The 21278-nt window shown below is 33.7% G+C and carries 18 protein-coding genes and 1 tRNA gene; 2 read left to right on the top strand and 17 right to left on the bottom strand.

Translation table 11 applies throughout. The features are described 5' to 3' along the window. Nucleotides 1–63: 63 nt before the first annotated feature. From DFQ10_RS03755 to mraZ, 15 genes are all read right to left on the bottom strand, one after another. Nucleotides 64–137 (bottom strand) — tRNA-Arg (locus DFQ10_RS03755). Nucleotides 138–166: 29 nt separating this feature from the next. After that, nucleotides 167–616, bottom strand: a complete 450-nt coding sequence (locus DFQ10_RS03750) for a GatB/YqeY domain-containing protein (RefSeq protein WP_115816071.1) — start codon at nt 614–616, stop codon at nt 167–169. 161 nt (nt 617–777) lie between these two features. Further along, complete coding sequence (ftsZ, locus tag DFQ10_RS03745) at nt 778–2709, bottom strand: cell division protein FtsZ (RefSeq protein WP_115816070.1); 1932 nt, start codon at nt 2707–2709, stop codon at nt 778–780. A gap of 65 nt (nt 2710–2774) precedes the next feature. After that, nucleotides 2775–4106 carry a cell division protein FtsA gene (ftsA, locus tag DFQ10_RS03740; RefSeq protein ID WP_115816069.1) on the bottom strand — a complete coding sequence of 444 codons (1332 nt, stop codon included), beginning with the start codon at nt 4104–4106 and terminating at the stop codon, nt 2775–2777. 3 nt (nt 4107–4109) lie between these two features. Beyond that, nucleotides 4110–4829 (bottom strand): cell division protein FtsQ/DivIB, encoded by a 720-nt coding sequence (locus DFQ10_RS03735; RefSeq protein WP_115816068.1) that lies wholly within the window; start codon nt 4827–4829, stop codon nt 4110–4112. Beyond that, nucleotides 4819–6171 (bottom strand): UDP-N-acetylmuramate--L-alanine ligase, encoded by a 1353-nt coding sequence (gene murC, locus DFQ10_RS03730; protein WP_115816067.1) that lies wholly within the window; start codon nt 6169–6171, stop codon nt 4819–4821. The genes DFQ10_RS03735 and murC overlap by 11 nt, the downstream gene beginning before the upstream one ends. Then, nucleotides 6172–7266: an undecaprenyldiphospho-muramoylpentapeptide beta-N-acetylglucosaminyltransferase gene (gene murG, locus DFQ10_RS03725; protein WP_115816066.1), complete on the bottom strand. Its 1095-nt coding sequence runs from the start codon at nt 7264–7266 to the stop codon at nt 6172–6174. It lies immediately after the preceding gene. Further along, complete coding sequence (locus DFQ10_RS03720; RefSeq protein WP_115816065.1) at nt 7266–8453, bottom strand: FtsW/RodA/SpoVE family cell cycle protein; 1188 nt, start codon at nt 8451–8453, stop codon at nt 7266–7268. The genes murG and DFQ10_RS03720 overlap by 1 nt, the downstream gene beginning before the upstream one ends. Nucleotides 8454–8498: 45 nt before the next feature. Further along, on the bottom strand, nt 8499–9830 hold the full coding sequence (gene murD / locus DFQ10_RS03715) for a UDP-N-acetylmuramoyl-L-alanine--D-glutamate ligase (RefSeq protein WP_115816064.1): 1332 nt from the start codon (nt 9828–9830) through the stop codon (nt 8499–8501). Beyond that, nucleotides 9830–11071: a phospho-N-acetylmuramoyl-pentapeptide-transferase gene (gene mraY, locus DFQ10_RS03710; protein ID WP_115816063.1), complete on the bottom strand. Its 1242-nt coding sequence runs from the start codon at nt 11069–11071 to the stop codon at nt 9830–9832. Before mraY ends, murD begins: the two co-directional genes overlap by 1 nt. A 13-nt stretch (nt 11072–11084) precedes the next feature. Further along, nucleotides 11085–12548 carry a UDP-N-acetylmuramoyl-L-alanyl-D-glutamate--2,6-diaminopimelate ligase gene (locus tag DFQ10_RS03705; protein WP_115816062.1) on the bottom strand — a complete coding sequence of 488 codons (1464 nt, stop codon included), beginning with the start codon at nt 12546–12548 and terminating at the stop codon, nt 11085–11087. Next, entirely contained in the window at nt 12545–14503 is a 1959-nt protein-coding gene (locus DFQ10_RS03700; protein ID WP_115816061.1) for a penicillin-binding protein, read from the bottom strand. The genes DFQ10_RS03705 and DFQ10_RS03700 overlap by 4 nt, the downstream gene beginning before the upstream one ends. Before the next feature lie 57 nt (nt 14504–14560). After that, nucleotides 14561–14887, bottom strand: coding sequence for an FtsL-like putative cell division protein (locus DFQ10_RS03695; protein WP_115816060.1), 327 nt, complete (start codon nt 14885–14887; stop codon nt 14561–14563). Beyond that, entirely contained in the window at nt 14884–15780 is an 897-nt protein-coding gene (gene rsmH / locus DFQ10_RS03690) for a 16S rRNA (cytosine(1402)-N(4))-methyltransferase RsmH (protein ID WP_115816059.1), read from the bottom strand. The genes DFQ10_RS03695 and rsmH overlap by 4 nt, the downstream gene beginning before the upstream one ends. Beyond that, nucleotides 15767–16237, bottom strand: coding sequence for a division/cell wall cluster transcriptional repressor MraZ (gene mraZ, locus DFQ10_RS03685; protein WP_115816058.1), 471 nt, complete (start codon nt 16235–16237; stop codon nt 15767–15769). Before mraZ ends, rsmH begins: the two co-directional genes overlap by 14 nt. Before the next feature lie 285 nt (nt 16238–16522). Here mraZ and DFQ10_RS03680 point away from each other — a divergent pair, with 285 nt between their 5' ends. Beyond that, nucleotides 16523–17287: an alpha/beta fold hydrolase gene (locus tag DFQ10_RS03680; RefSeq protein WP_115816057.1), complete on the top strand. Its 765-nt coding sequence runs from the start codon at nt 16523–16525 to the stop codon at nt 17285–17287. Between the two features lie 100 nt (nt 17288–17387). Continuing rightward, nucleotides 17388–18002: a ribosome biogenesis GTP-binding protein YihA/YsxC gene (yihA, locus tag DFQ10_RS03675; RefSeq protein ID WP_115816056.1), complete on the top strand. Its 615-nt coding sequence runs from the start codon at nt 17388–17390 to the stop codon at nt 18000–18002. 3 nt (nt 18003–18005) lie between these two features. On the opposite strand, the gene DFQ10_RS03670 is transcribed toward yihA, so the two are convergent. Both DFQ10_RS03670 and DFQ10_RS03665 read right to left on the bottom strand, forming a co-directional pair. Next, the gene (locus DFQ10_RS03670; RefSeq protein WP_115816055.1) at nt 18006–19103 is read right to left on the bottom strand and encodes an ABC transporter permease; all 1098 of its coding nucleotides are present in this window, start codon (nt 19101–19103) and stop codon (nt 18006–18008) included. An 8-nt stretch (nt 19104–19111) separates the two neighbouring features. Further along, nucleotides 19112–21256: a carboxy terminal-processing peptidase gene (locus DFQ10_RS03665; RefSeq protein WP_115816054.1), complete on the bottom strand. Its 2145-nt coding sequence runs from the start codon at nt 21254–21256 to the stop codon at nt 19112–19114. Nucleotides 21257–21278: the final 22 nt, after the last annotated feature.

Here is a 21278-nt window from a genome sequence, read left to right as displayed (position 1 = left end):
TGGTTGAGGTTGAGTAATAGTTAAATTTTAGCGCAATCAACTCAATTTCATATAACTTAAGAGTGACCTCGAGAGGATTCGAACCTCCAACCCTCAGAGCCGAAATCTGATATTCTATCCAGTTGAACTACGAGGCCATTACCACCTGCAAATGCAGGCATATCCTTTAGGAAAGTTTTGCCTTAACAATATTTGAAATTGTTTTTCCATCAGCTTTACCAGCCAATTTCTGACTTACAATTCCCATAACTTTACCCATATCTTTCATACCTTCTGCTCCTATTGCTGCGATTGTTTTCATTACCTCAACAGTAATTTCCTCTTCAGAGAGTTGAGCAGGTAAAAACTGACTAATTATTTCAGCTTGCGCTAATTCTGGCTCAGCTAAATCATTACGATCTTGTTCTAAAAATATTGCAGCACTATCTTTACGTTGCTTTACCATTTTAGATAAGATTTTTATTTCCTCATCTTCAGAAATCTCTTCTTTAGATCCAGTAGCTGTTTGTGCTAATAATATTTCTGATTTTACAGCTCTCAAAGCAGCTAAAGCCGTTTGATTCTTTTCTTTCATTGCCGCCTTCATAGCAGTCATTATATCAACTTGTAAACTCATAATTATGTTCTTTTTAAGAAGTGCGAAGATAGTAAAAAGTTTTGCTCAAGACACATAAGATTTAGGCTATATCGCAACCTATTATAAACAAAAAGCCCAAAAAGCTTGAGTGACTTTTTGGGCTTGACTTCAGTGTTTTTACACCATAACAAAATTTGCTATTAATCTACATTATCGTGTAAAAATGAATTATTACTTCTTAATTGAATATCGTCGTTTTCATCTGTTCCGACAGACATTCTTGAAGCTTTTGTTTCAGAAGAATGCTGAGCATCTTCTAAATTAACACCATGTCTTTTGTAAGCAGGCACCTTTTCTATTTCGTCTATTTTAGCATTATTAAACTTATAATTGAAATCTTTCATTTTTCTTCTGCGCTCATCTGCACGAGCGATTAATAAATCTGAAAGCGGACTGTTAATAGGGTCAATTTCTTCCTCAGTCATTTCTACAGTTTCATCTAAAGGAAGTGTTTTCTTTTCAAAAACAATTTCTTCTTTTACTTCTGTTCTTTCATTTTTAGTATTTATAGAAGATTCAAATGTTTCAAAATCATCTAAGGCATAACGCTTTTCACCTTGCTCATTAACCTCTGTTACTGAAATAATTTCAATAGGTTGGTTAACATCAATATCCTTAACTTCTTCCTCTAAACTAAAGAACATTTTTTCTTCTTTAGCTTTAGGCTCTTCAACTTGTTGAGGCTCCTTTTTGGCTAATGGTAAATCGAAAGAAAATGTAATTTGCTCTTCTTGTACTTCTTCAATTCTCTCTGCTTTATTTACTATAGGTGTAATAACAAAATCCTCAGGCTCAACTACAGCTTCCTGTTTAGAATCTAAAACCTCATCGTAAACTACATTCATGTTTTTTAAGAAATCTGTAGTTGCGATTAAGTTAGTTTCATTAGTATCTTCTGCTTTAGTTTCAGTAATAACCTCTTCTTCTTCAAGCAAAGTATGTCTAACAATTGGATTTTCCTTTTCTTTTTCTAAAACGATATCTGGCGTTATAATCGCAGGCTCCTTTTCTTGAGTAGTCGTTTCAGTAGTTTCTCCTAAAGCGTGAATTACTTTTTTTGTTTCAGTATTAGAAATTTCATTCTGCTGATCAAGATCAAATCCTGTAGCAATAATAGTTACAGAAATAGACTCTTGTAAATCTTCATCTTCACCAACACCCATAATTATATTGGCTCCAAATCCTGCTTCAGTTTGAATATGATCATTTATTTCACCGATTTCATCAATAGTAATTTCTTGAGAACCAGAAACGATTAGCAACAATACGTTTTTAGCTCCTGTGATTTTATTATCGTTAAGTAATGGCGAATCTAAAGCACTCATGATCGCTTCTTGCGCTCTTGTTTGACCTGAAGCTGTAGCAGAACCCATAATCGCAGTTCCACTATTACTCAATACAGTTTTAGCATCACGTAAATCGATGTTTTGTGTATAGTGATGTGTAATTACTTCAGCTATACCGCGAGACGCTGTAGATAATACTTCATCTGCTTTAGAGAAACCTGCTTTAAACCCAAGGTTTCCGTAAACTTCACGAAGCTTATTATTATTTATAACAACTAACGAGTCTACATGTGCACGTAATTTTTCTATACCACGTTGTGCTTGCGCATTTCGCATTTTACCTTCAAACTGAAACGGCATCGTTACAATTCCTACAGTAAGTATATCGAGTTCTTTAGCCATTTTAGCGATAACTGGTGCAGCACCTGTACCTGTTCCTCCACCCATACCTGCAGTGATAAATACCATTTTTGTATTGGTATCTAACATTCTACGGATGTCTTCTAAACTCTCTACTGCTGCTTCTTCTCCAACATCTGGATTTGCACCTGCACCTAATCCTTCAGTTAAATTAACTCCTAACTGAATCTTATTAGGAACACCACTACTTTGTAATGCTTGAGAATCTGTATTACAGATTACAAAATCGACTCCTTTTATACCTTGTTGAAACATGTGATTAATGGCATTGCTTCCACCACCACCAACACCAATTACCTTGATGACGTTTGATTGGTGCTTTGGCAAATCAAATGAAATGTTTCCAAATTCGTTGCTACTACTCATTTTAATTATGATTATGGGTTTTCAATTTTATTTTTAATTCTATTCAGATAATTTTTACTTGCGCATTATTCCGCATTATCTAAAAAATCCTTTACACGCTCCGTTAATTTATCTAAAAATGAACGACGCTCTTTTTTCGGTTCTTCTATTACAACATCCATTTCTGGCTCTTGTATTTGTTCTTCTTCTACAGCCGCAATCATTTCTTCTTCGATTGCTTCTACTTTTTTACGCTCTTGACGTTTTAAACCATCCATTACTAAACCAACTGCTGTGGCAAATAATGGACTCGCTATATCCTCATCACTATCTCCTGCTAAATGCTCATTTGGATAGCCTATTCTGGTATCCATACCTGTAATATATTCTACAAGTTGTTTTAAATGCTTTAATTGGCTTCCACCACCTGTTAAAACAATACCACCAATGAGTTTTTTCTTTTGCTCCTCGTGACCGTAATTTTTAATTTCAACATAAACTTGCTCTATAATTTCCACAACTCTTGCATGAATAATTTTAGACAAATTCTTTAACGTAATTTCTTTTGGCTCTCTTCCTCTTAATCCTGGAATAGACACAATTTCGTTATCCTTATTTTCACCTGGCCATGCAGAACCAAACTTCACTTTTAAAAGCTCTGCTTGTTTTTCAATAATTGAACAGCCTTCTTTTATATCTTCAGTAATTACATTTCCACCAAAAGGGATTACAGCTGTATGACGAATAATACCGTCTTTAAAAACAGCTAAATCTGTTGTTCCACCTCCTATATCAATCAGTGCAACACCAGCTTCCTTTTCTTCTCTACTTAAAACTGCATTTGCAGAAGCAAGTGGTTCTAACGTAATTCCTTCTAATGTTAAACCTGCACTTTTTATACAACGACCAACATTTCTAATTGATGATACCTGACCAACTACAACATGAAAATTAGCTTCTAATCGTCCTCCATACATTCCGATAGGCTCCTTGATTTCAGCCTGACCATCAATTTTAAATTCTTGAGGTAACACATGAATAATTTCTTCACCAGGAAGCATAACCAATTTATGCACTTGATTAATTAAACGATCAATGTCATCTTCATCAATTACGATGTCAGAATTTGGTCTTGTGATATAATCACTATGTTGTAAACTACGAATATGCTGACCTGCAATACCAACTGTTACGTCTTCAATTTTTTCTGATGCAGCAGCCTCAGCTTCTTGTACTGCTTGTTGAATAGATTGAATGGTCTGCGTGATATTATTAACCACACCACGATGCACTCCCATACTTTTGGCCTTACCTAAGCCCAAAATCTCTACTTTACCATAATCGTTTTTGCGACCAATCATGGCCACAATTTTTGTGGTACCTATATCTAGGCCTACCGAAATGTTTTGCTTGTCCATAGTTTACTTTTTGGTGCAAATAACTTGTTTATCAAATTTTAGATTTACTACAGCATAGTTATCTAAAACTTGGTCTTTTAAAGCCTTTTGGTAAAAAGCCTTATAATTGTTTATTTTTTTTTCGAGTTGTTTTAAAGTTCCTAAATGAACTCTAAAACTATTTCTTCGAATTTTAAAATCGATTGTATTATCGTCATTCTGACGAATCTCAATGATATGCTTCTTCAAAAAATCATCTTCATCTACAGTTTTTGCAAATTGAAAGACTGTTTCGAGCTTATTTTTATCAATATTTCCAGTAACTAGAGGAACTCTTGCTGTATAATTATGAGACAAAGGCATAAATCCACCTTCGTCATCGATATAATACGACGCATTTGTGTTCACTCTTGCAATAGGTCTTTTTTGTTCAATTTCAGCTGAAAGCGCACCGTTTACTGACATGAACACTTCCGCACGCTTTATCATTGGATTAGATTTCAGGGCAGATTCTAATTTGTTCAAATCTATAATTTCTTTAGGTTGCTGCGAAACAGGTTCTCGGTTTTGTATTAACAATTTACTAACATTCGCATCTGTAATGAATAATTTGTTTTCGCCCAAGAAAGTTATGTTTGGTTCGCTTACTTTTCTTGTCTTATTTCTATGATTAGAAAATGCAAACAAAAAGCCTACCAACAGCAATAAACCTATGACTTTTATATAGTTGTAATTAATCTTCATGATGGAACGCTTCTTTAATTTTTTTTACCTCTGCTCCAATATCTCCAGCTCCAATTGTCAATACAATTTGAGCATCAGATTTCTGAATTTCATTAATTATTTCTGATTTTTGAATTAATTTTTTATTCGGATTGTTAATCTTTTTTAATAACCATTCAGAAGTTATTCCTTCCATTGGTAATTCTCTTGCTGGGTAAATATCTAAGAGCAATAATTCATCAAATTTTGAAAGACTCTCTGCAAATCCATCCACAAAATCCTTTGTTCTGCTAAATAAATGTGGTTGAAAAATAGCCAATACCTTCTTACCAGGATACATTTCTCTAACGGCTTGGTATACAGCTTTAATTTCTTCAGGATGATGCGCATAATCATCTATAAAAACAAAATCGTCCGTTTTTATTTGATATGTAAATCTTCGTTTTACCCCTTTGTATGTTTCTAACCCAATTGCCAAATCATTATACGAGCAACCATATTCTAGAGCCATTGCCAATGCAATAATTGCATTAGACAGGTTATGTCTTCCTGGTAAACTGAATTTAAAACCTTTCTGAATGCCTTTAGGTGTTTTTACATCAAATATGTAACTACCGTTTTCAATAGAGATATTCTGCGCGCTATAATCTGAATCATCTTCAATGCCGTAAGTAATACCTTTTAAAGGCAAACCATTTCTAACAAATAACTTTCCTTCTGGCTTTATACATTCTGAAAAATCCTTAAAGCTCTTTACCAGTTCTTCAGCATTTCCGTAAATATCTAAATGATCTGCATCCATCGAAGTAATGCAAGCCAAGTCTGGAGACAATGTTAAAAACGAACGATCAAACTCATCTGCCTCTACAACAGTGACATCTGTTCCGTTGAGTATTAAGTTTGAATTATAGTTTTCCCCTATTCCACCTAAAAATGCCGTAACAGGTACATTACATACATTCAATAAATGCCCTAAAATACTAGTTGTGGTTGTTTTACCATGAGTTCCTGCAACTGCTAAACAAACCGTTTGCTTCGTAATTTCACCTAAAACCGCAGAGCGTTTTAAAACATTAAAATTATTATCTTTAAAATAATTTAATTCCGAATGATTTTTAGGTACTGCAGGTGTATAAACAACTAGTGTATTTTCAGGATTTAAAAATGAATGTGCTATGTATTTGATATCATCTTCAAAATGAATTTCAACACCCAAATCTTCAAGTGATTTAGTGATTTCAGTTGGTGTTTTGTCATAACCTGCCACCTGTTTGCCATTAGCCACAAAATAGCGCGCGATAGCACTCATTCCGATGCCACCCACACCAATAAAATAGACGTTATGTACAATACTGAAATTCATTTACTTTTTTAACAATTTTTCAACCTCATCAACAATATCATTTGTTGCATTTACTAATGCTAAGGCTTCAATATTTTTGCTTAATTCTTTTTGTTTATTTTCGTTTGAAATCAATTCTGAAAATTGGTTTTGAAAATTAAAATCCAAATCTTTTTCTCGTATTAAAATTGCTGCATTTTTATCTGCAACCGATTTTGCATTTTTAGTTTGATGGTCTTCTGCGACATTTGGCGATGGAATAAAAACAACAGGTTTCCCAACGATACATAGTTCTGAAACCGAAATTGCTCCTGCTCTCGAGATTATAACATCCGCAGCTGCATAAGCCAAATCCATTTGATTTAAAAACGCATGCACTTGCACTCCTTTCAATTCATTATATTGCTTATACTGCTCGTAATACAATTTTCCACATTGCCAAATCACTTGAATATCTTGAGCTTCAAAAAAGGCAATATTTGCTTCTATTAATTGGTTGATTCGTCTAGCACCTAAACTCCCTCCTAAAACCAAAAGTGTTTTTTTATTATGCTTTAATTTGAAAGCATCCTTACCTTCAATATGTTTGTTTTTTACCTCTAATAAATCCTTACGTATTGGATTTCCTGTTAGTTTTATTTTTTCTTTTGGAAAGAACTTCTCCAAACCATCATAAGCCACACAAATAGTATTTACTTTTTTAGCCAACAACTTATTTGTAATTCCTGGAAATGAATTTTGTTCTTGAATTAAACTCGGAATTCCTTTTGAAGAAGCCACATGCAGTAATGGTCCACTCGCAAAACCACCAGTTCCAATAACAGCATCTGGCTTAAAACTGTTTACAATTTTCCTAGAACGTAACAAACTACTAATTAGCTTAAACGGAAACGCTAAATTCTTTAATGTCATTTTGCGTTGAATTCCTGAAATCCACAACCCTTCAATTTTATAACCAGCTTGTGGCACTTTATCCATTTCCATGCGATCAGAAGCACCAACAAACAAAAATTCAGCATCAGGATAGCGCGACTTTAACTCGTCCGCAATCGCAACCGCAGGATAAATATGTCCTCCTGTTCCACCTCCTGATAATATAAATTTATAGTTACTCATTATATTGCTTCACTTAAAATAGCTAATGGATCATCTTCCGCATCCTCTTGTTCCTTTAATTCTTCGCGCTTAGCGCTTACACTTAATATAATTCCTATAGCTAAACAAGTCATCCAAATAGATGTTCCTCCACTACTGATTAATGGCAAGGTTTGACCCGTTACAGGAAATAACTCCACAGCAACTGCCATATTAATTAATGCCTGAAAAACAATAGGTAAACCAACACCTAAGACTAATAATTTCCCGAATATAGTATCTGATTTATGACTTACAATCACAATTCTAAATAACAACCACATATATAACACCAACAAGAATACACCTCCATATAATCCGTATTCCTCAATAATTATTGCAAAAATAAAATCGGATGAGGATTGTGGAAGAAAATTCTTCTGAATGCTTTTACCAGGACCTAAAGGTGTAATACCTGTAGCTATAGCAATTTTTGCTTTTTCAATTTGATAATCTGCCTCAGTATCTTCTCCATTCGCAAAATTTTCAATTCTACTTATCCATGTGTCCACCCTATTCGGCATAGCATCTGGAAACGCTTTTGCCACTAAAACAAACATTGTGAGCGCCAACAAGCCTGTACCAATTATAATCAAAAGGTATTTTATTGGATAACCACCAATAAATGCCAACATCATAATCATGGTAAAAATGATTGCTGTAGTAGAAAAATTAGCTGGTAAGATTAAAATTAGAATTAAAAAAACCGGTCCCCAAAGCGGCAACAAAGACTCTTTAAAACTAACATCTTTATCTTTAATTTTCGATAAATAGCGCGCCACATACACCATCAATACAACTGCTGCCAAAGTGGATGTTTGAAAAGACATATTCACAATAGGAATTTGTATCCATCGACTAGCATTTGCACCATCTATGGTAGTACCTTGAAGCATTGTAACTAACAATAGCACAAACACTATTGGAATCATCACCATAGATAAACCTCGAAAATATTTATAAGGTACTTTATGAATACCAAACATAATTGCAAAGCCTAAAAATAGGTGCATAAAATGCTTAATAAAAAAAGAAAATGTATTTGTATTGCCGCTATTAGCCAAGTTACTTGCAGCACTATAAACAGGCATAAACGAAAATATAGCCAACAGTGTGACTATAGCCCAAATGGCTTTATCTCCTTTTATTTGTTTGAATAAATTTTGCATGCTTAACCTTTTATAGATTAGTCCCTAATTCATCTTAACTTTATATTACAAATTTCTTACGGCATTTTTAAATTGACGACCTCTATCTTCATAGTTTTCAAATAAATCAAAACTCGCGCAAGCAGGTGACAATAATACATTGTCTCCAGCATCAGCAAGTTTGTAAGCGATCTTTACAGCTTCGCTCATATATTGTGTTTCAATAATCACATCAACCATCTTCCCAAACGACTCCATAAGCTTTGCATTATCTACTCCTAAGCAGATTATCGCCTTTACTTTTTCGTTTACAAATGGAAATAATTCCCTGTACTCATTACCTTTATCAACACCACCAACAATCCAAACCGTAGGTGCATCCATACTTTCTAAAGCGAAATACGTTGCATTAACATTTGTTGCTTTTGAGTCATTAATATACTGCACCTTATTAATTTTTAACACGTGCTCTAATCGATGCTCAACACCTTGAAAGTTCTCTAAACTCTCACGTATAGTTTGTTTTCTAATTTTAAGTAAATGCGCAACAGTAGAAGCCGCCATTGCATTCTTCACGTTATGTTTTCCTTCTAATGCTAAATTTTTTGTTGGCATAATGATTTTATTGTTATCTATTGTTATTGTAATATTATTATTGTCTAAATATGCGCCTTGCTCAATAACTTTTGTTAATGAAAAAGGCAATTTTTTTGATCGAATTTGATGCGTTTTCATATAGTCTAAAATGACTTCATCATCTGCATCATATATAAAATAATCATCTTCTGTTTGATTCTCTATAACTCTAAATTTTGAAGCGATATAGTTCTCAAACTTATAATCATATCTATCTAAGTGGTCTGGTGTTACATTCGTTAAAATCGCAATTTTTGGTTTAAAATCAACGATATCATCCAATTGAAAACTACTAATCTCCAACACGTAGTTATCATGATTCTTTTCTAAAATCTGCTTCGCGAAACTATCTCCAATATTTCCAGCTAAACCCACATCTAAATCTTGATTTAACAAATGATGTGTTAACGTTGCCGTTGTAGTTTTACCATTACTTCCTGTAATTGCCACCAACGTTGCATCCGTAAATTTGGAAGCAAATTCAATTTCAGAAACCACTTTAATTCCTGTTTCACGAATTTGTTTCACTAAAGCTACTTTATCTGGAATACCAGGACTTTTCATGACGATGTCTGCATTTAGAATTTTTGATTCCGTATGCTGTTCATCTTCAAATTCAATCTCATTATTTAAAAGAACGTCTTTATACTTTTCTTTAATCTTTCCTTTATCTGATACAAATACATCGTATCCTTTTGCTTTTCCTAAAAGCGCTGTTCCTACTCCACTTTCGCCACCACCAAGAATTACCAGCCTTTTCATTATCTAATTTTCAAGGTTACTATTGTTATAATAGCTAGTAAAATTCCAACAATCCAAAAACGGGTTACAATCTTACTTTCATGATATCCTGATTTCTGATAGTGATGATGCAAAGGCGACATTTTAAAAATGCGTCGTCCTTCTCCAAACTTCTTTCTTGTGTATTTGAAATAGCTCACTTGCAATACCACTGATAAATTCTCTGCTAAGAATATGCCACATAGAATTGGAATTAACCACTCCTTTCTAACAGCAATAGCGATTACAGCAATGATTCCTCCAATGGTTAAACTTCCAGTATCTCCCATAAACACTTGCGCTGGATAAGTATTGTACCACAAAAACCCAATTAACGCTCCTACAAATGCTGCGATGTAGATGGTGATTTCTTCAGCTCTTGGGATATACATAATATCTAAATAACCTGAAAAAACGATATTACTAGAAACCCAAGCAAAAATCCCTAAGGTCAATACAATTATGGCTGATGTTCCTGCTGCAAGACCATCTATGCCATCTGTAAGATTTGCTCCATTTGATACTGCTGTAATGATGAAAATACTAACCAGAATAAATATGATCCATGTGTATTTTTCTATACCTGGACTTATCCATGTTATTAAATCTGAATAATCAAACTCATTATCTTTTAAGAAAGGAATCGTTGTTTTGGTTGACTTCTCTTCTGCCTTAAATAATTTTGACGCTTGCACATTTGGGTTTTCAGCACGAATTTCATTTTGTTGCTGGATAGGTAACTTTTCTTTCAGCGTTACGTCTTGATGAAAAAACAATGTTGCACCAACTATGATACCCAATCCTACTTGACCTAATACTTTAAATTTCCCTTTTAAGCCGTCTTTGTCATTTTTGAATTTCTTGATATAATCATCAATAAAACCAATGGTTCCCATCCATAGTGTAGTCACTATTAAAAGGATGATGTAAATATTTTCAAGCTTTGCTAATAAGAGCACAGGAATCAAAGTCGCTAGAATAATGATAATTCCACCCATTGTTGGCGTTCCTGCTTTTTCAACTTGTCCTTCTAATCCTAAATCACGAATCGTCTCTCCTACTTGTTGTCTTTGTAAAAAACGAATAATGCGTTTACCAAAAATTGTAGAAATTAACAGCGACAATATAATAGCCACAGCTGCTCTAAAGGTTATAAACCCAAAAAGTGACGCTCCTGGCAATTGGAACTGTTGCTCTAAATATTCGAATAAGTAATACAGCATTCTCGGTTGTTATTTATTTCTGTAATTGTTTTAAATACTCTTGAACAATTTTATAATCATCAAAATCAAAGCGCTCACCTTTAATTTCCTGGTAATTCTCATGCCCTTTTCCGGCTATTAGAATAATATCATTTGGTCCTGCCATTTGGCAAGCCGCTTTAATAGCTTGTTTTCTATCCGTTACAGATAATGTTTTTTTGAAATTTTGAGGCTCAACCCCTTTTTCCATCTCTTCAATAATAACCTCAGGCACTTCGTTTCTTGGATTATCGCTTGTTAAAATCACTTTAGTACTTAAAGCCGAAGCGATATGCGCCATTTTCGGTCGTTTTGTCTTATCTCTATTACCACCACAACCCACTACAGTAATCAGTTCTTCGTTTTTAGTTCTGATATCATTTATAGTTTCTAGCACATTTTTTAATGCATCTGGTGTGTGTGCATAATCTACAATAGCCGTAATTTTCTCTTCTGAAATAAAATACTGAAAGCGTCCTGCTACATTTTCAAGCTCACTAATCAATCTTAAAATTTCATCTTTTTCTAAGCCTAATAATTCAGCAGTACCATAAATAGCAAGAATATTGTAAGCATTAAAACTTCCTATTAAACGCGTCCATAATTCACTATCATTCAACTTCAGTAATAAACCACTGAACTGATTTTCTAAAATCTGCGCTCTATAATCCGCATAATTTTTTAACGCATAAGTATATTTCTTAGCTTGTGTATTTTGAAACATTACTAAGCCATTTTTATCATCTATGTTAGATAATGCAAAGGCTTCTTTTGGCAACTGGTCAAAAAACTTTTTCTTAACGTCTCTATATTCCGCAAACGTATCGTGATAATCTAAATGATCATGAGACAGATTTGTAAAAATGCCGCCTTCAAACTTTAAACCTTCAGTTCTACTTTGATGAATTCCATGCGAACTCACTTCCATAAAACAAAATTCAACACCTTTATCATTCATCATCTTTAAATATCTATTAATAGTTAAAGAATCTGGTGTGGTATGCGTGGCTTTATAAGTGGTATTATCTACCATAATTTTAACTGTAGACAACAACCCAACTTTATAACCTGCTTTTTTAAATAGTTGGTATAATAAACTTGAAACTGTTGTTTTACCATTCGTTCCGGTAACACCAACCAATTTTAAATTTTCTGATGGCTGCCCATAAAAATTATTAGCCATATATGCCATGGCTTGATTAGAATTTGCAACTTCTATATAAGTGATATCGTCATGAAGATTCTCAGGAAGCACTTCACAAATAATAGCGGTTGCACCATCTGTTATCGCTTTCTCTATATAATTATGACCATCTGTAATGGTTCCAGAAATAGCCACAAAAACATCGTTGGTTTGTATTTGACGTGAATCGAATTCAATTTTACCCACAGTAATGCTTGTACTACCAACGACAGCATTAATTGTAACCTTATATAATATGTCTTTTAATACCATCATGATGCTTCTAAAACAATGGTTTGATTAGTTTGTAATTTCTGATGCTTCTCTACAGATTGCTTTTTTATTATTCCGCTTCCAGATAATTTTACTTTTACATCTACATGCAAGTTTTCCAATAGAGCAATAGCATCCATTGCTGGCATACCCACTACGCTTGGCATTAACTCTCTATATTTGCGAGCGTTTTCAAAATAATTTTCAAACTCTTCGTTTACCAAGTTATCTTTAAAATCAAGAGTCTTAACCTCATCTATTATTGGCGTATCCGTATAAATTTTCTGAGCAATTCTTTTAAATACTGGGCCAGAAACATCAGCTCCATAATAACCCACTTTTGTACTTGGCTCATGGACAACAACAATGCAAGAATACTTAGGATTGTCTGCCGGAAAATAACCAGCAAAAGACGATACATACTTCTTGTCTTTATACCACTTCTCTAGATCTGCATAATCAGTTCTTGCGGTTCCTGTTTTACCTGCCATGGAAAACGTTTTAGAATACATACGTTGACCCGTACCACGAACAACCACATTCTTTAATATATCTTGAATTTCATTCAAAGTTTTATTTGAACATATTTTTTCTACAAGCACTTGCTTTTTAAACACTTCAATATTCTTATCGAAAGATTTTACAGACTTTAAAAAACGAGGTTTAATTAATTCCCCATTATTAGCAATAGCATTATAAAAGGCTAATGTTTGAAGCGGTGTCATTCTTAAATTATAACCATAAGCCATAGAAGGCAAAGCATTTCTACTCCAGTTAGAAGCTCCAGGCTTTGGAATATCTGGTACACCCTCTCCTATAATTGCAACACCCAAAGGCTTATCTAGCTTCCAAGAACGCAATCTATTTAAAAACTTCTCTGGCTGTTTTGAATAATGGTCGTCTACAATAGTTGCCATACCTATATTTGAAGACACCTCTAAAGCCCTTGCTGCAGATATTTCTCCAAAACCATTACCTGAGTCCGTTATGACACGACCATAAAATTTCTTTCTACCTTTTTTGGTATCTACAACCGTAGATGTATCAATAACCTTATCTTCTAAAGCCGCCATCATTGCCATAACTTTAAAAGTAGAACCAGGCTCATGACTTTCACCTACCGCATAATTTAAACGCTCATAGTACTGACCTTTACTATTTCTTCCAAGGTTAGAAATTGCTTTAATCTCTCCAGTCTTCACATCCATCACCACCACACAACCATGATCAGCTTCATAAAGCTCCAATTGCTTTAATAAAGAATGATGCGCTATATCTTGAATATTTACATCAATAGTAGTATACACATCATATCCATCTTTTGGCTCTACCTGATCGTAATCTGCAATTGGCTTCCATTGCCCATTACCAATTCTTTGCTTTAAACGTTTTCCGTTTGTGCCTTGTAAATATTTTACACCAAATGCACCATCAATACCTGGTCTTGTAAAATTCCCATCTTCATCTTCGCGTTCATAACCAATAGTACGCTCAGCAATACCACCCATTGGATGCTCTCTTCTGGTCGTTTGCTCTATAATCAATCCACCTTTAATTGCTCCAAGATTCAACAACGGAAAATTACGTACACGTACATAATCAGAATAACTTATATTTCTAGCTAAAAGAAAATATCTGTTTTTGTTTTTTCGAGCTTTACGAATAATATTCTTATAATAAGACGCTGGCTTTCCTTTATACACATGAAGCGAATCTGCCAAAGCATTAATATACTTTTCAAATGTGGCATCTTTTGCCTGAATAGCATCAATTCTAATATCATATTTAGGTATAGATGTCGCTAACAAACTACCATCAGCAGAATACACATTTCCACGATTTGCAGGAATAGGAAAATCTCTAGTTGTACTCTTTTCTGCAAGCGCTCTATATTCATCACCTTGTATAAACTGAATACTAATAAGCTTGAACACCACAGCCAAGGCGAACACAAACATGCAGCCTGCTACGAAGTACAATCTGTTCAATATGTTTTTCTCTGTTATTGCCAAAGCTTATTGTTGTTGCTTTTTTGATTTTACTATTATTTTTGTTGGTGGATTTAAGGAAATCCCAATACCCTTTGCCATCACCTCAGCCTCCACAAAAGATTCTTTTTTAAGCTGCATCAGCTTTCCTCTTTTATCTACAAATGCCGAGCGCAACTCCTTAACCTCATTGGTCAGCTTTGCTATTTCATAAACTTTCTGATCTGCACTGTGTGAACTTGCTATCATTATAATTGCCAAAAACGAAATAAAAATAATGATGCGCCAATTTTTAAAGGAATCATCACTAATTAAAAACTTCCCTCTTAATATGCCGTAGATGTTTTTTTTCATATTTTTTTAGCAATCCTAAGCTTCGCACTTCGTGCTCTATTATTTACTTTTATTTCTTCTTTTGAAGGAACAATCAGCCCACCTACTTTCTTTAAAGGCACTTCAAAATTCCCAAAAACATCGCGCTCAGGCTCACCTTCAAACAATCCATTTCTAATAAATCGCTTTACCAATCTATCCTCTAAAGAATGGTACGATATAAAACTCAACCTTCCGTCTTTCTTTAAAATCTCAGGCGTTTGCAATAGCAATTCTTTCAACACTTCAATCTCCTGATTCACTTCAATTCTAATCGCTTGATAGATTTGCGCTAAGACCTTATTTTCCTTTTGATGATTTAAGAATGACTTTAAAACAGCTTTTAATTGCTCACTAGTTTTAATTTCAGCATGCTTTCGCTCAGAAACAATCATCCTTGCCATTGCTGGTGCATTTCGCAATTCACCATATTGAAATAGCACAGATTTTAACTGCTCCTCATCATAATTATTAATAACTTCGAAAGCAGACAACTTACTATCTTGATTCATTCTCATATCGAGATCTGCTTCAAAACGCGTAGAAAAACCTCGCTCAGCAACATCAAACTGATGTGATGACACTCCGAAATCTGCTAAGACACCGTCAACTTCTTTCACACCATAAAACCTTAAAAATCGTTTTACAAATCTGAAATTCTCGTTAATCAACACAAAACGATCATCATCAATAGTATTTGCTAATGCATCTTTATCTTGGTCGAATGCATATAGTTTTCCGTTTGGACCTAATCTCGATAAGATTTCACGACTATGTCCACCTCCTCCAAAAGTGACATCTACATAAACACCATCTGGCTTAATTGCTAAACCATCAACCGCTTCTTTTAGTAAAACTGCATTATGATAATCCATTTTCTTCGTCGTCTTGTCCCATTACCTCTTCGGCCAAATCAGCAAAATCTGAAGCCGCATCATCAATAGCTTGTTCGTACTTATCTTTATCCCAAATTTCAAGAATATTAACAGCAGAAGCTAAAACCACTTCTTTTGAAATACCTGAAAAACTAATTAAATCTTTTGGAATTAATAATCGCCCAGTACTATCTACTTCAACAATTTTAACTCCAGCAGTAAACCGCCTGATAAAGTCATTATTCTTTTTCTTAAAACGATTGAGCTTATTAATTTTCTCCATCATTTTATTCCATTCAGACATAGGATACAATTCCAAACACGGCTGAAAAACAGCACGCTTCAAAACAAAACCATCTTGCAAAGCTGATGACAACTGCTTTTTAAGCACAGCAGGTATCATTAGCCTTCCTTTGGCATCAGCTTTACATTCGTATGTTCCTATAAATGAATTCAAAAGGTTTCGTTTACCACTTTAACGATTAAGATTCAAATATATTGAAAAAATCACCACTTTTTACCACATTCTACCACATTTGTTGATAAGTTTTCGTTTAAAACACACTCAAGTAATTTTCACATCAACAAATATCACTTGTAAGCTTTCATTCTCTAAGTGGGAATTATTAACATGACCAACTTTAAAAATTATCAAATAAAAAAATTGATATTTTATTGATAATATTTATATTCTAAAGGATTTAGTTATATTTGTTTTTAACACATAAGCACTGACTTGCAAATGGCACACCTTTTAAAAAAAGAAAAGGATTATAGATATATTGAAGTAGGAGAAGGCACACCAATTATTGTGTTGCATGGATTGATGGGAGGACTCAGTAATTTTGATGCTGTTACTAGACATTTTAGCACTAAAGGCTACAAGGTTATCATTCCTGAATTACCAATCTACACCATGTCGTTGTTAAAAACCAACGTAAAAAGCTTTGCTAATTACTTAAAAGCTTTTATTGAATATAAAGGTTTAGACAACGTAATTTTATTGGGTAATTCTCTTGGTGGACATATTGGTCTATACTACACAAAACTGAATCCAGAAAAAGTTAAAGCCCTCATCATTACAGGAAGCTCGGGACTTTACGAAAGCGCTATGGGAGGTGGCTATACCAAACGCAGCGATTACGAGGTTATAAAAAAGAAAGCACAAGACGTATTTTACGATCCAGCAGTTGCAACTAAAGAAATTGTAGATGAAGTTTACGAAACGGTAAACGACAGAAATAAACTGATAAAAACTTTAGCAATTGCAAAAAGTGCTATTAGGCACAATATGGGTAAAGATTTACCTAAAATGAATACTCCGGTTTGTATTATATGGGGAAAAAACGATAGTGTAACACCACCTGAAGTTGCCGAGGAATTCCATGAGTTATTGCCAGATTCTGAATTGTATTGGATCGATAAATGTGGGCATGCAGCTATGATGGAACATCCTGAAGAATTTAATACGATTTTGAGTTCTTGGCTTGAGAAACGTGATTTTTAAAATTATTAACTTAAAACTTAATCACAAAGTTTCTAAGACTCTACTTAAAATTACCATAAGCGTTTAATTAAAATGATTTCCGATTTCGCGGAAACTAAAGATGAAAATAAAATCAGCCGAATTTGTAGTTAGTAATTCTGAAGTTACTAAATGTCCTAAAGACAACTTACCCGAATATGCTTTTATCGGACGAAGTAATGTTGGAAAATCGTCTTTAATTAATATGCTAACAGATAGAAAAAGCTTAGCAAAAACATCTGGAAGACCAGGAAAGACACAGTTAATAAATCATTTTATAATTAATAAAAACTGGTATTTAGTTGATTTACCAGGTTATGGTTATGCTCGTGTTTCTAAATCTTCTAAACAGAAATTTCAGAAGTTTATAACTAATTACTTTGAACAACGTCAACAACTCGTTTCTGCATTTGTATTAGTTGATATAAGACATAAACCTCAGCCTATCGATTTAGAATTTATACAATATATGGGTGAAAGCGGAATCCCTTTTGGTATTATTTTCACCAAAGCAGACAAACTTAAGCCTAAAGCTATTGAACGACATGTAGAGGACTACTGCCAAGAACTACTTAAGTCTTGGGAAGAATTACCTCCTTATTTTGTAACTTCTTCTTCTAAAAGTATTGGCAAAGACGAGGTGTTAGCATTTATTGCAGAAACAAATGAAGAGATTGAACAATTAAAATCTGAATAATTCTTATTGACTTTTAACATCTAATGCATCTCTTAAAGCATTACCCACCAGCATAAAAGCCATAACCAAAAGCATGATACAAAATCCAGGTATCAATGCTAAATAAGGTTTTCCGAGAATTATATAATTATAATGACCTTTTATCATCGCTCCCCAACTTGCCATCGGTGGTTGTGCTCCAATACCTAAAAAGCTTAATCCGCTTTCTATTAAAATTGCAGCTGCAAAGTTAGCGGCAGAAATAACTATTAAAGGACCAAAAATGTTTGGTAATATATGTTTAGTTATGATTCTAAAATCATTATAACCCAAAGCCCTTGCGGCAGTGACATATTGCATTTCCTTTGCGCTTATTATTTGTCCTCTAACAACTCTAGCCACTTCCACCCACATGGTTAGTCCTACAGCTATAAAAACCTGCCATACCCCTTTCTCTAAGGCTAACGTAATAGCTATAACTAATAGCAATGTTGGGATGGACCAAGTAATGTTAATAATCCACATAATAAAGGCATCTACTTTACCTCCATAATAACCAGCTAGACTTCCCATTAATAGCCCAACAATTAAAGAAATAAAAACAGCTACAAAACCAATAAAAAACGAGATACGCGAACCAATTAAAATTCGGCTTAAATAATCCCTTCCATATTTATCTGTTCCGAAAGCAAAACTTCTTTTTTTAATATATTCTTTATAATTCGAATTTGGAAAACGTGCTATATCAATTTGTTTTTCTAACCCTTGCAATCCATCTGAAGCATATTCCGTATAATATATTACATCTCCTTTTACTTCGTAAGATTGAATAGGAATTTCAGTGTCTGTGTTATTTTTTCCGAAGAACAGTTTTGAAAAAAAGTTTTGATCAGATTCAATACCGGAAGGAATGGTTATCATTTGCACTTCAAAACCAGGAGATTTAGAATGAATAGATAAATGCATCTGATTGGCATTTTGTGAAGCATCTGGAGCAAATACATATGCAAAAACAGAAATCAATCCAATACAAATAATAATACCCAAACTAAAAACGCCCCAAAAGTTCTTTTTAAACTTTTGAAGCGCTAAACTTGATAATGAATTATTCTTGTTGCTCATTGACGACTCTAATTCTTCACAGAATTCGCAACTTTATTTTTAATCGCATACGTCATCTTTAAATCATTTAAAACATTTATAGCTTCTTCAACATAAACATCTTTTGCTAAAGCCTTGTGCCAACGGTTACGCTTTTCCATTAAAATAGAATCTTTATCCATTAATTTCATTTCGTAAGGCAAAGAGTTAAATGTTAGGTCCGTTTGGTATTCAGACAACTTAGAGAAGCGCTTAGCCTCCTCTTCATTAATTTGCATTTCCTTTTTATAAGTCTCATAATTTAATGAGTAGTTTTCACGGTCTCTTATTTTTTTCACCCATTGCGCATTAGCATCAATCAATTTTAACTGCTCGTTAGCTGCCATACGCTCTTTACTCTTACTAATTGTAGTATCGTAATCGTAATAATTCTCCCACACATTATAATCAGCAGCATCAATTTTATCCCAAGGTAATGGGTTTTCTTGATCTTTTTCTCCTATATCAATATAGCTATAACGGTCCGGAACAACAACATCACTCTTCACTCCTTCTAACTGTGTAGAACCACCATTAATTCTATAAAACTTCTGAGTTGTAAACTTTAAAGCTCCCATATCACCTTTGGTGTTATTTCTAACCATACGGTTTAAATCCATAACAGTTTGAACTGTCCCTTTTCCATAAGTCTGCTTACTACCAATAACAATACCTCTCTTGTAGTCTTGCATCGCAGCAGCTAAAATTTCTGAAGCCGATGCAGATAACTCATTAACCAAAATCACTAAAGGACCGTCCCAAACTATTGATTTGTCTTTATCATTAAGCACTTCTTTTGCTTCTCCTGTAGTTTTAACTTGTACAACAGGTCCTTCTTCAATAAATAAACCAGCAATATCTACAACAGTCTGTAAAGATCCACCTCCATTATTTCTTAAATCCATCACCAAACCTTCAACACCTTCTTCCTTTAATCTTAAAATTTCTTGTTTAATATCTGAAGCTGCATTTCTTTCATTGTAATCTTCAAAACTGATATAAAACTTTGGCAAATTAATAATACCGAAGGTTTTTCCGTCCTTTTCTACAATAGAAGATTTTGCGTAAGTTTCTTCTAACTCTACAACATCTCTAGTAATAGAAATATCTTGAATAGTACCATCAACTTTCTTTAATGACAATGTAACCACAGTACCTTTTGGTCCTTTTATAAATTTAATAGCATCGTCTAAACGCATACCTACAACATTCACAGCTTCTTTCTCATCCTCTTGTTTTACCTTAAGAATTTGATCACCAACTTCTAGTTCGTTAGCTCTCCATGCTGGTCCACCACTTATAATTTCATTAACCACAATCCCATCAACTTTCTTTTGTAAACGCGCTCCTATACCTTCAAACTTACCAGAAATATCTCTATCAAAACGCTCTTTGTCTTCTGGTGCAAAATAAAATGTATGAGGATCAAATTCTTCTACAATAGCATTTATATAAACAGAGAACCAATCTTCACGTCTTCGATCTTCTATATATTCATATAATTCGTCTAAAGATTTTTTAGTTTCTAGTCTAGCCTGAGATTCGTGCTCCTTAATTGATTTTTTCGCTTTTGATTTTGATTTTTCGGCATTTTCAATATCTGAATCTTGCTGAGAAACCGCATCATCATAATTAGCAATAGTAGAAAACTTAAGTTGCTGTCTCCAACGCTCTTTCATTTCACGTTTGTTCGCTACATACGTAAGTTTTGTATAATCCGCATTATAATCTTCCTCTTTAGAAAAATCGAAAGGCTTTTCTAAAATATCAGTGTAAATTGTTTTAGATTCAGCAATACGTTGCAACAAACGCTCGTGTGTAAGGTTAAAAAACGATACGTCATATGCTTTTATTTGATCGTCAATTTTATCTTTATAAGCTTCAAATTCTTTAATATCTGAATCATAGAAATAACGTTTAAATGGATCGAGATTATCTAAATAAGATGTAAAAACATTAGTTGAAAAATCATCATTAATATCCTTTGGCTCAAAATGGCCTTGATCTAATAAGTAAGTAATAAGTTGAATCAGTAATTTATCTTTATCTGGATCTTCAAATTTTTTGCTTGTAAAACTACACGATGCAAATGCAATCAATAAGGCGAGTAGTAAAAACTTATAATTCCCTTTCATTTTTCTAATTTTTTATTTTATA

It is taken from the genome of Winogradskyella eximia (assembly GCF_003386165.1).
In the GTDB taxonomy this organism is placed as follows: domain Bacteria; phylum Bacteroidota; class Bacteroidia; order Flavobacteriales; family Flavobacteriaceae; genus Winogradskyella; species Winogradskyella eximia.
This window is presented reverse-complemented; position numbering and strand designations above follow the sequence as displayed.

What these genes read in the sequence shown, in the direction of transcription:
- DFQ10_RS03750 (WP_115816071.1), bottom strand. Translation starts at nt 616, where the DNA reads ATGAGTTTACAAGTTGATATAATGACTGCTATGAAGGCGGCAATGAAA.
- DFQ10_RS03720 (WP_115816065.1), bottom strand. Translation starts at nt 8,453, where the DNA reads ATGCAAAATTTATTCAAACAAATAAAAGGAGATAAAGCCATTTGGGCT.
- ftsZ (WP_115816070.1), bottom strand. Translation starts at nt 2,709, where the DNA reads ATGAGTAGTAGCAACGAATTTGGAAACATTTCATTTGATTTGCCAAAG.
- murD (WP_115816064.1), bottom strand. Translation starts at nt 9,830, where the DNA reads ATGAAAAGGCTGGTAATTCTTGGTGGTGGCGAAAGTGGAGTAGGAACA.
- DFQ10_RS03735 (WP_115816068.1), bottom strand. Translation starts at nt 4,829, where the DNA reads ATGAAGATTAATTACAACTATATAAAAGTCATAGGTTTATTGCTGTTG.
- rsmH (WP_115816059.1), bottom strand. Translation starts at nt 15,780, where the DNA reads ATGGATTATCATAATGCAGTTTTACTAAAAGAAGCGGTTGATGGTTTA.
- murC (WP_115816067.1), bottom strand. Translation starts at nt 6,171, where the DNA reads ATGAATTTCAGTATTGTACATAACGTCTATTTTATTGGTGTGGGTGGC.
- ftsA (WP_115816069.1), bottom strand. Translation starts at nt 4,106, where the DNA reads ATGGACAAGCAAAACATTTCGGTAGGCCTAGATATAGGTACCACAAAA.
- DFQ10_RS03670 (WP_115816055.1), bottom strand. Translation starts at nt 19,103, where the DNA reads ATGAGCAACAAGAATAATTCATTATCAAGTTTAGCGCTTCAAAAGTTT.
- yihA (WP_115816056.1), top strand. Translation starts at nt 17,388, where the DNA reads ATGAAAATAAAATCAGCCGAATTTGTAGTTAGTAATTCTGAAGTTACT.
- DFQ10_RS03695 (WP_115816060.1), bottom strand. Translation starts at nt 14,887, where the DNA reads ATGAAAAAAAACATCTACGGCATATTAAGAGGGAAGTTTTTAATTAGT.
- murG (WP_115816066.1), bottom strand. Translation starts at nt 7,266, where the DNA reads ATGAGTAACTATAAATTTATATTATCAGGAGGTGGAACAGGAGGACAT.
- DFQ10_RS03680 (WP_115816057.1), top strand. Translation starts at nt 16,523, where the DNA reads ATGGCACACCTTTTAAAAAAAGAAAAGGATTATAGATATATTGAAGTA.
- DFQ10_RS03700 (WP_115816061.1), bottom strand. Translation starts at nt 14,503, where the DNA reads ATGTTTGTGTTCGCCTTGGCTGTGGTGTTCAAGCTTATTAGTATTCAG.
- mraY (WP_115816063.1), bottom strand. Translation starts at nt 11,071, where the DNA reads ATGCTGTATTACTTATTCGAATATTTAGAGCAACAGTTCCAATTGCCA.
- DFQ10_RS03705 (WP_115816062.1), bottom strand. Translation starts at nt 12,548, where the DNA reads ATGATGGTATTAAAAGACATATTATATAAGGTTACAATTAATGCTGTC.
- DFQ10_RS03665 (WP_115816054.1), bottom strand. Translation starts at nt 21,256, where the DNA reads ATGAAAGGGAATTATAAGTTTTTACTACTCGCCTTATTGATTGCATTT.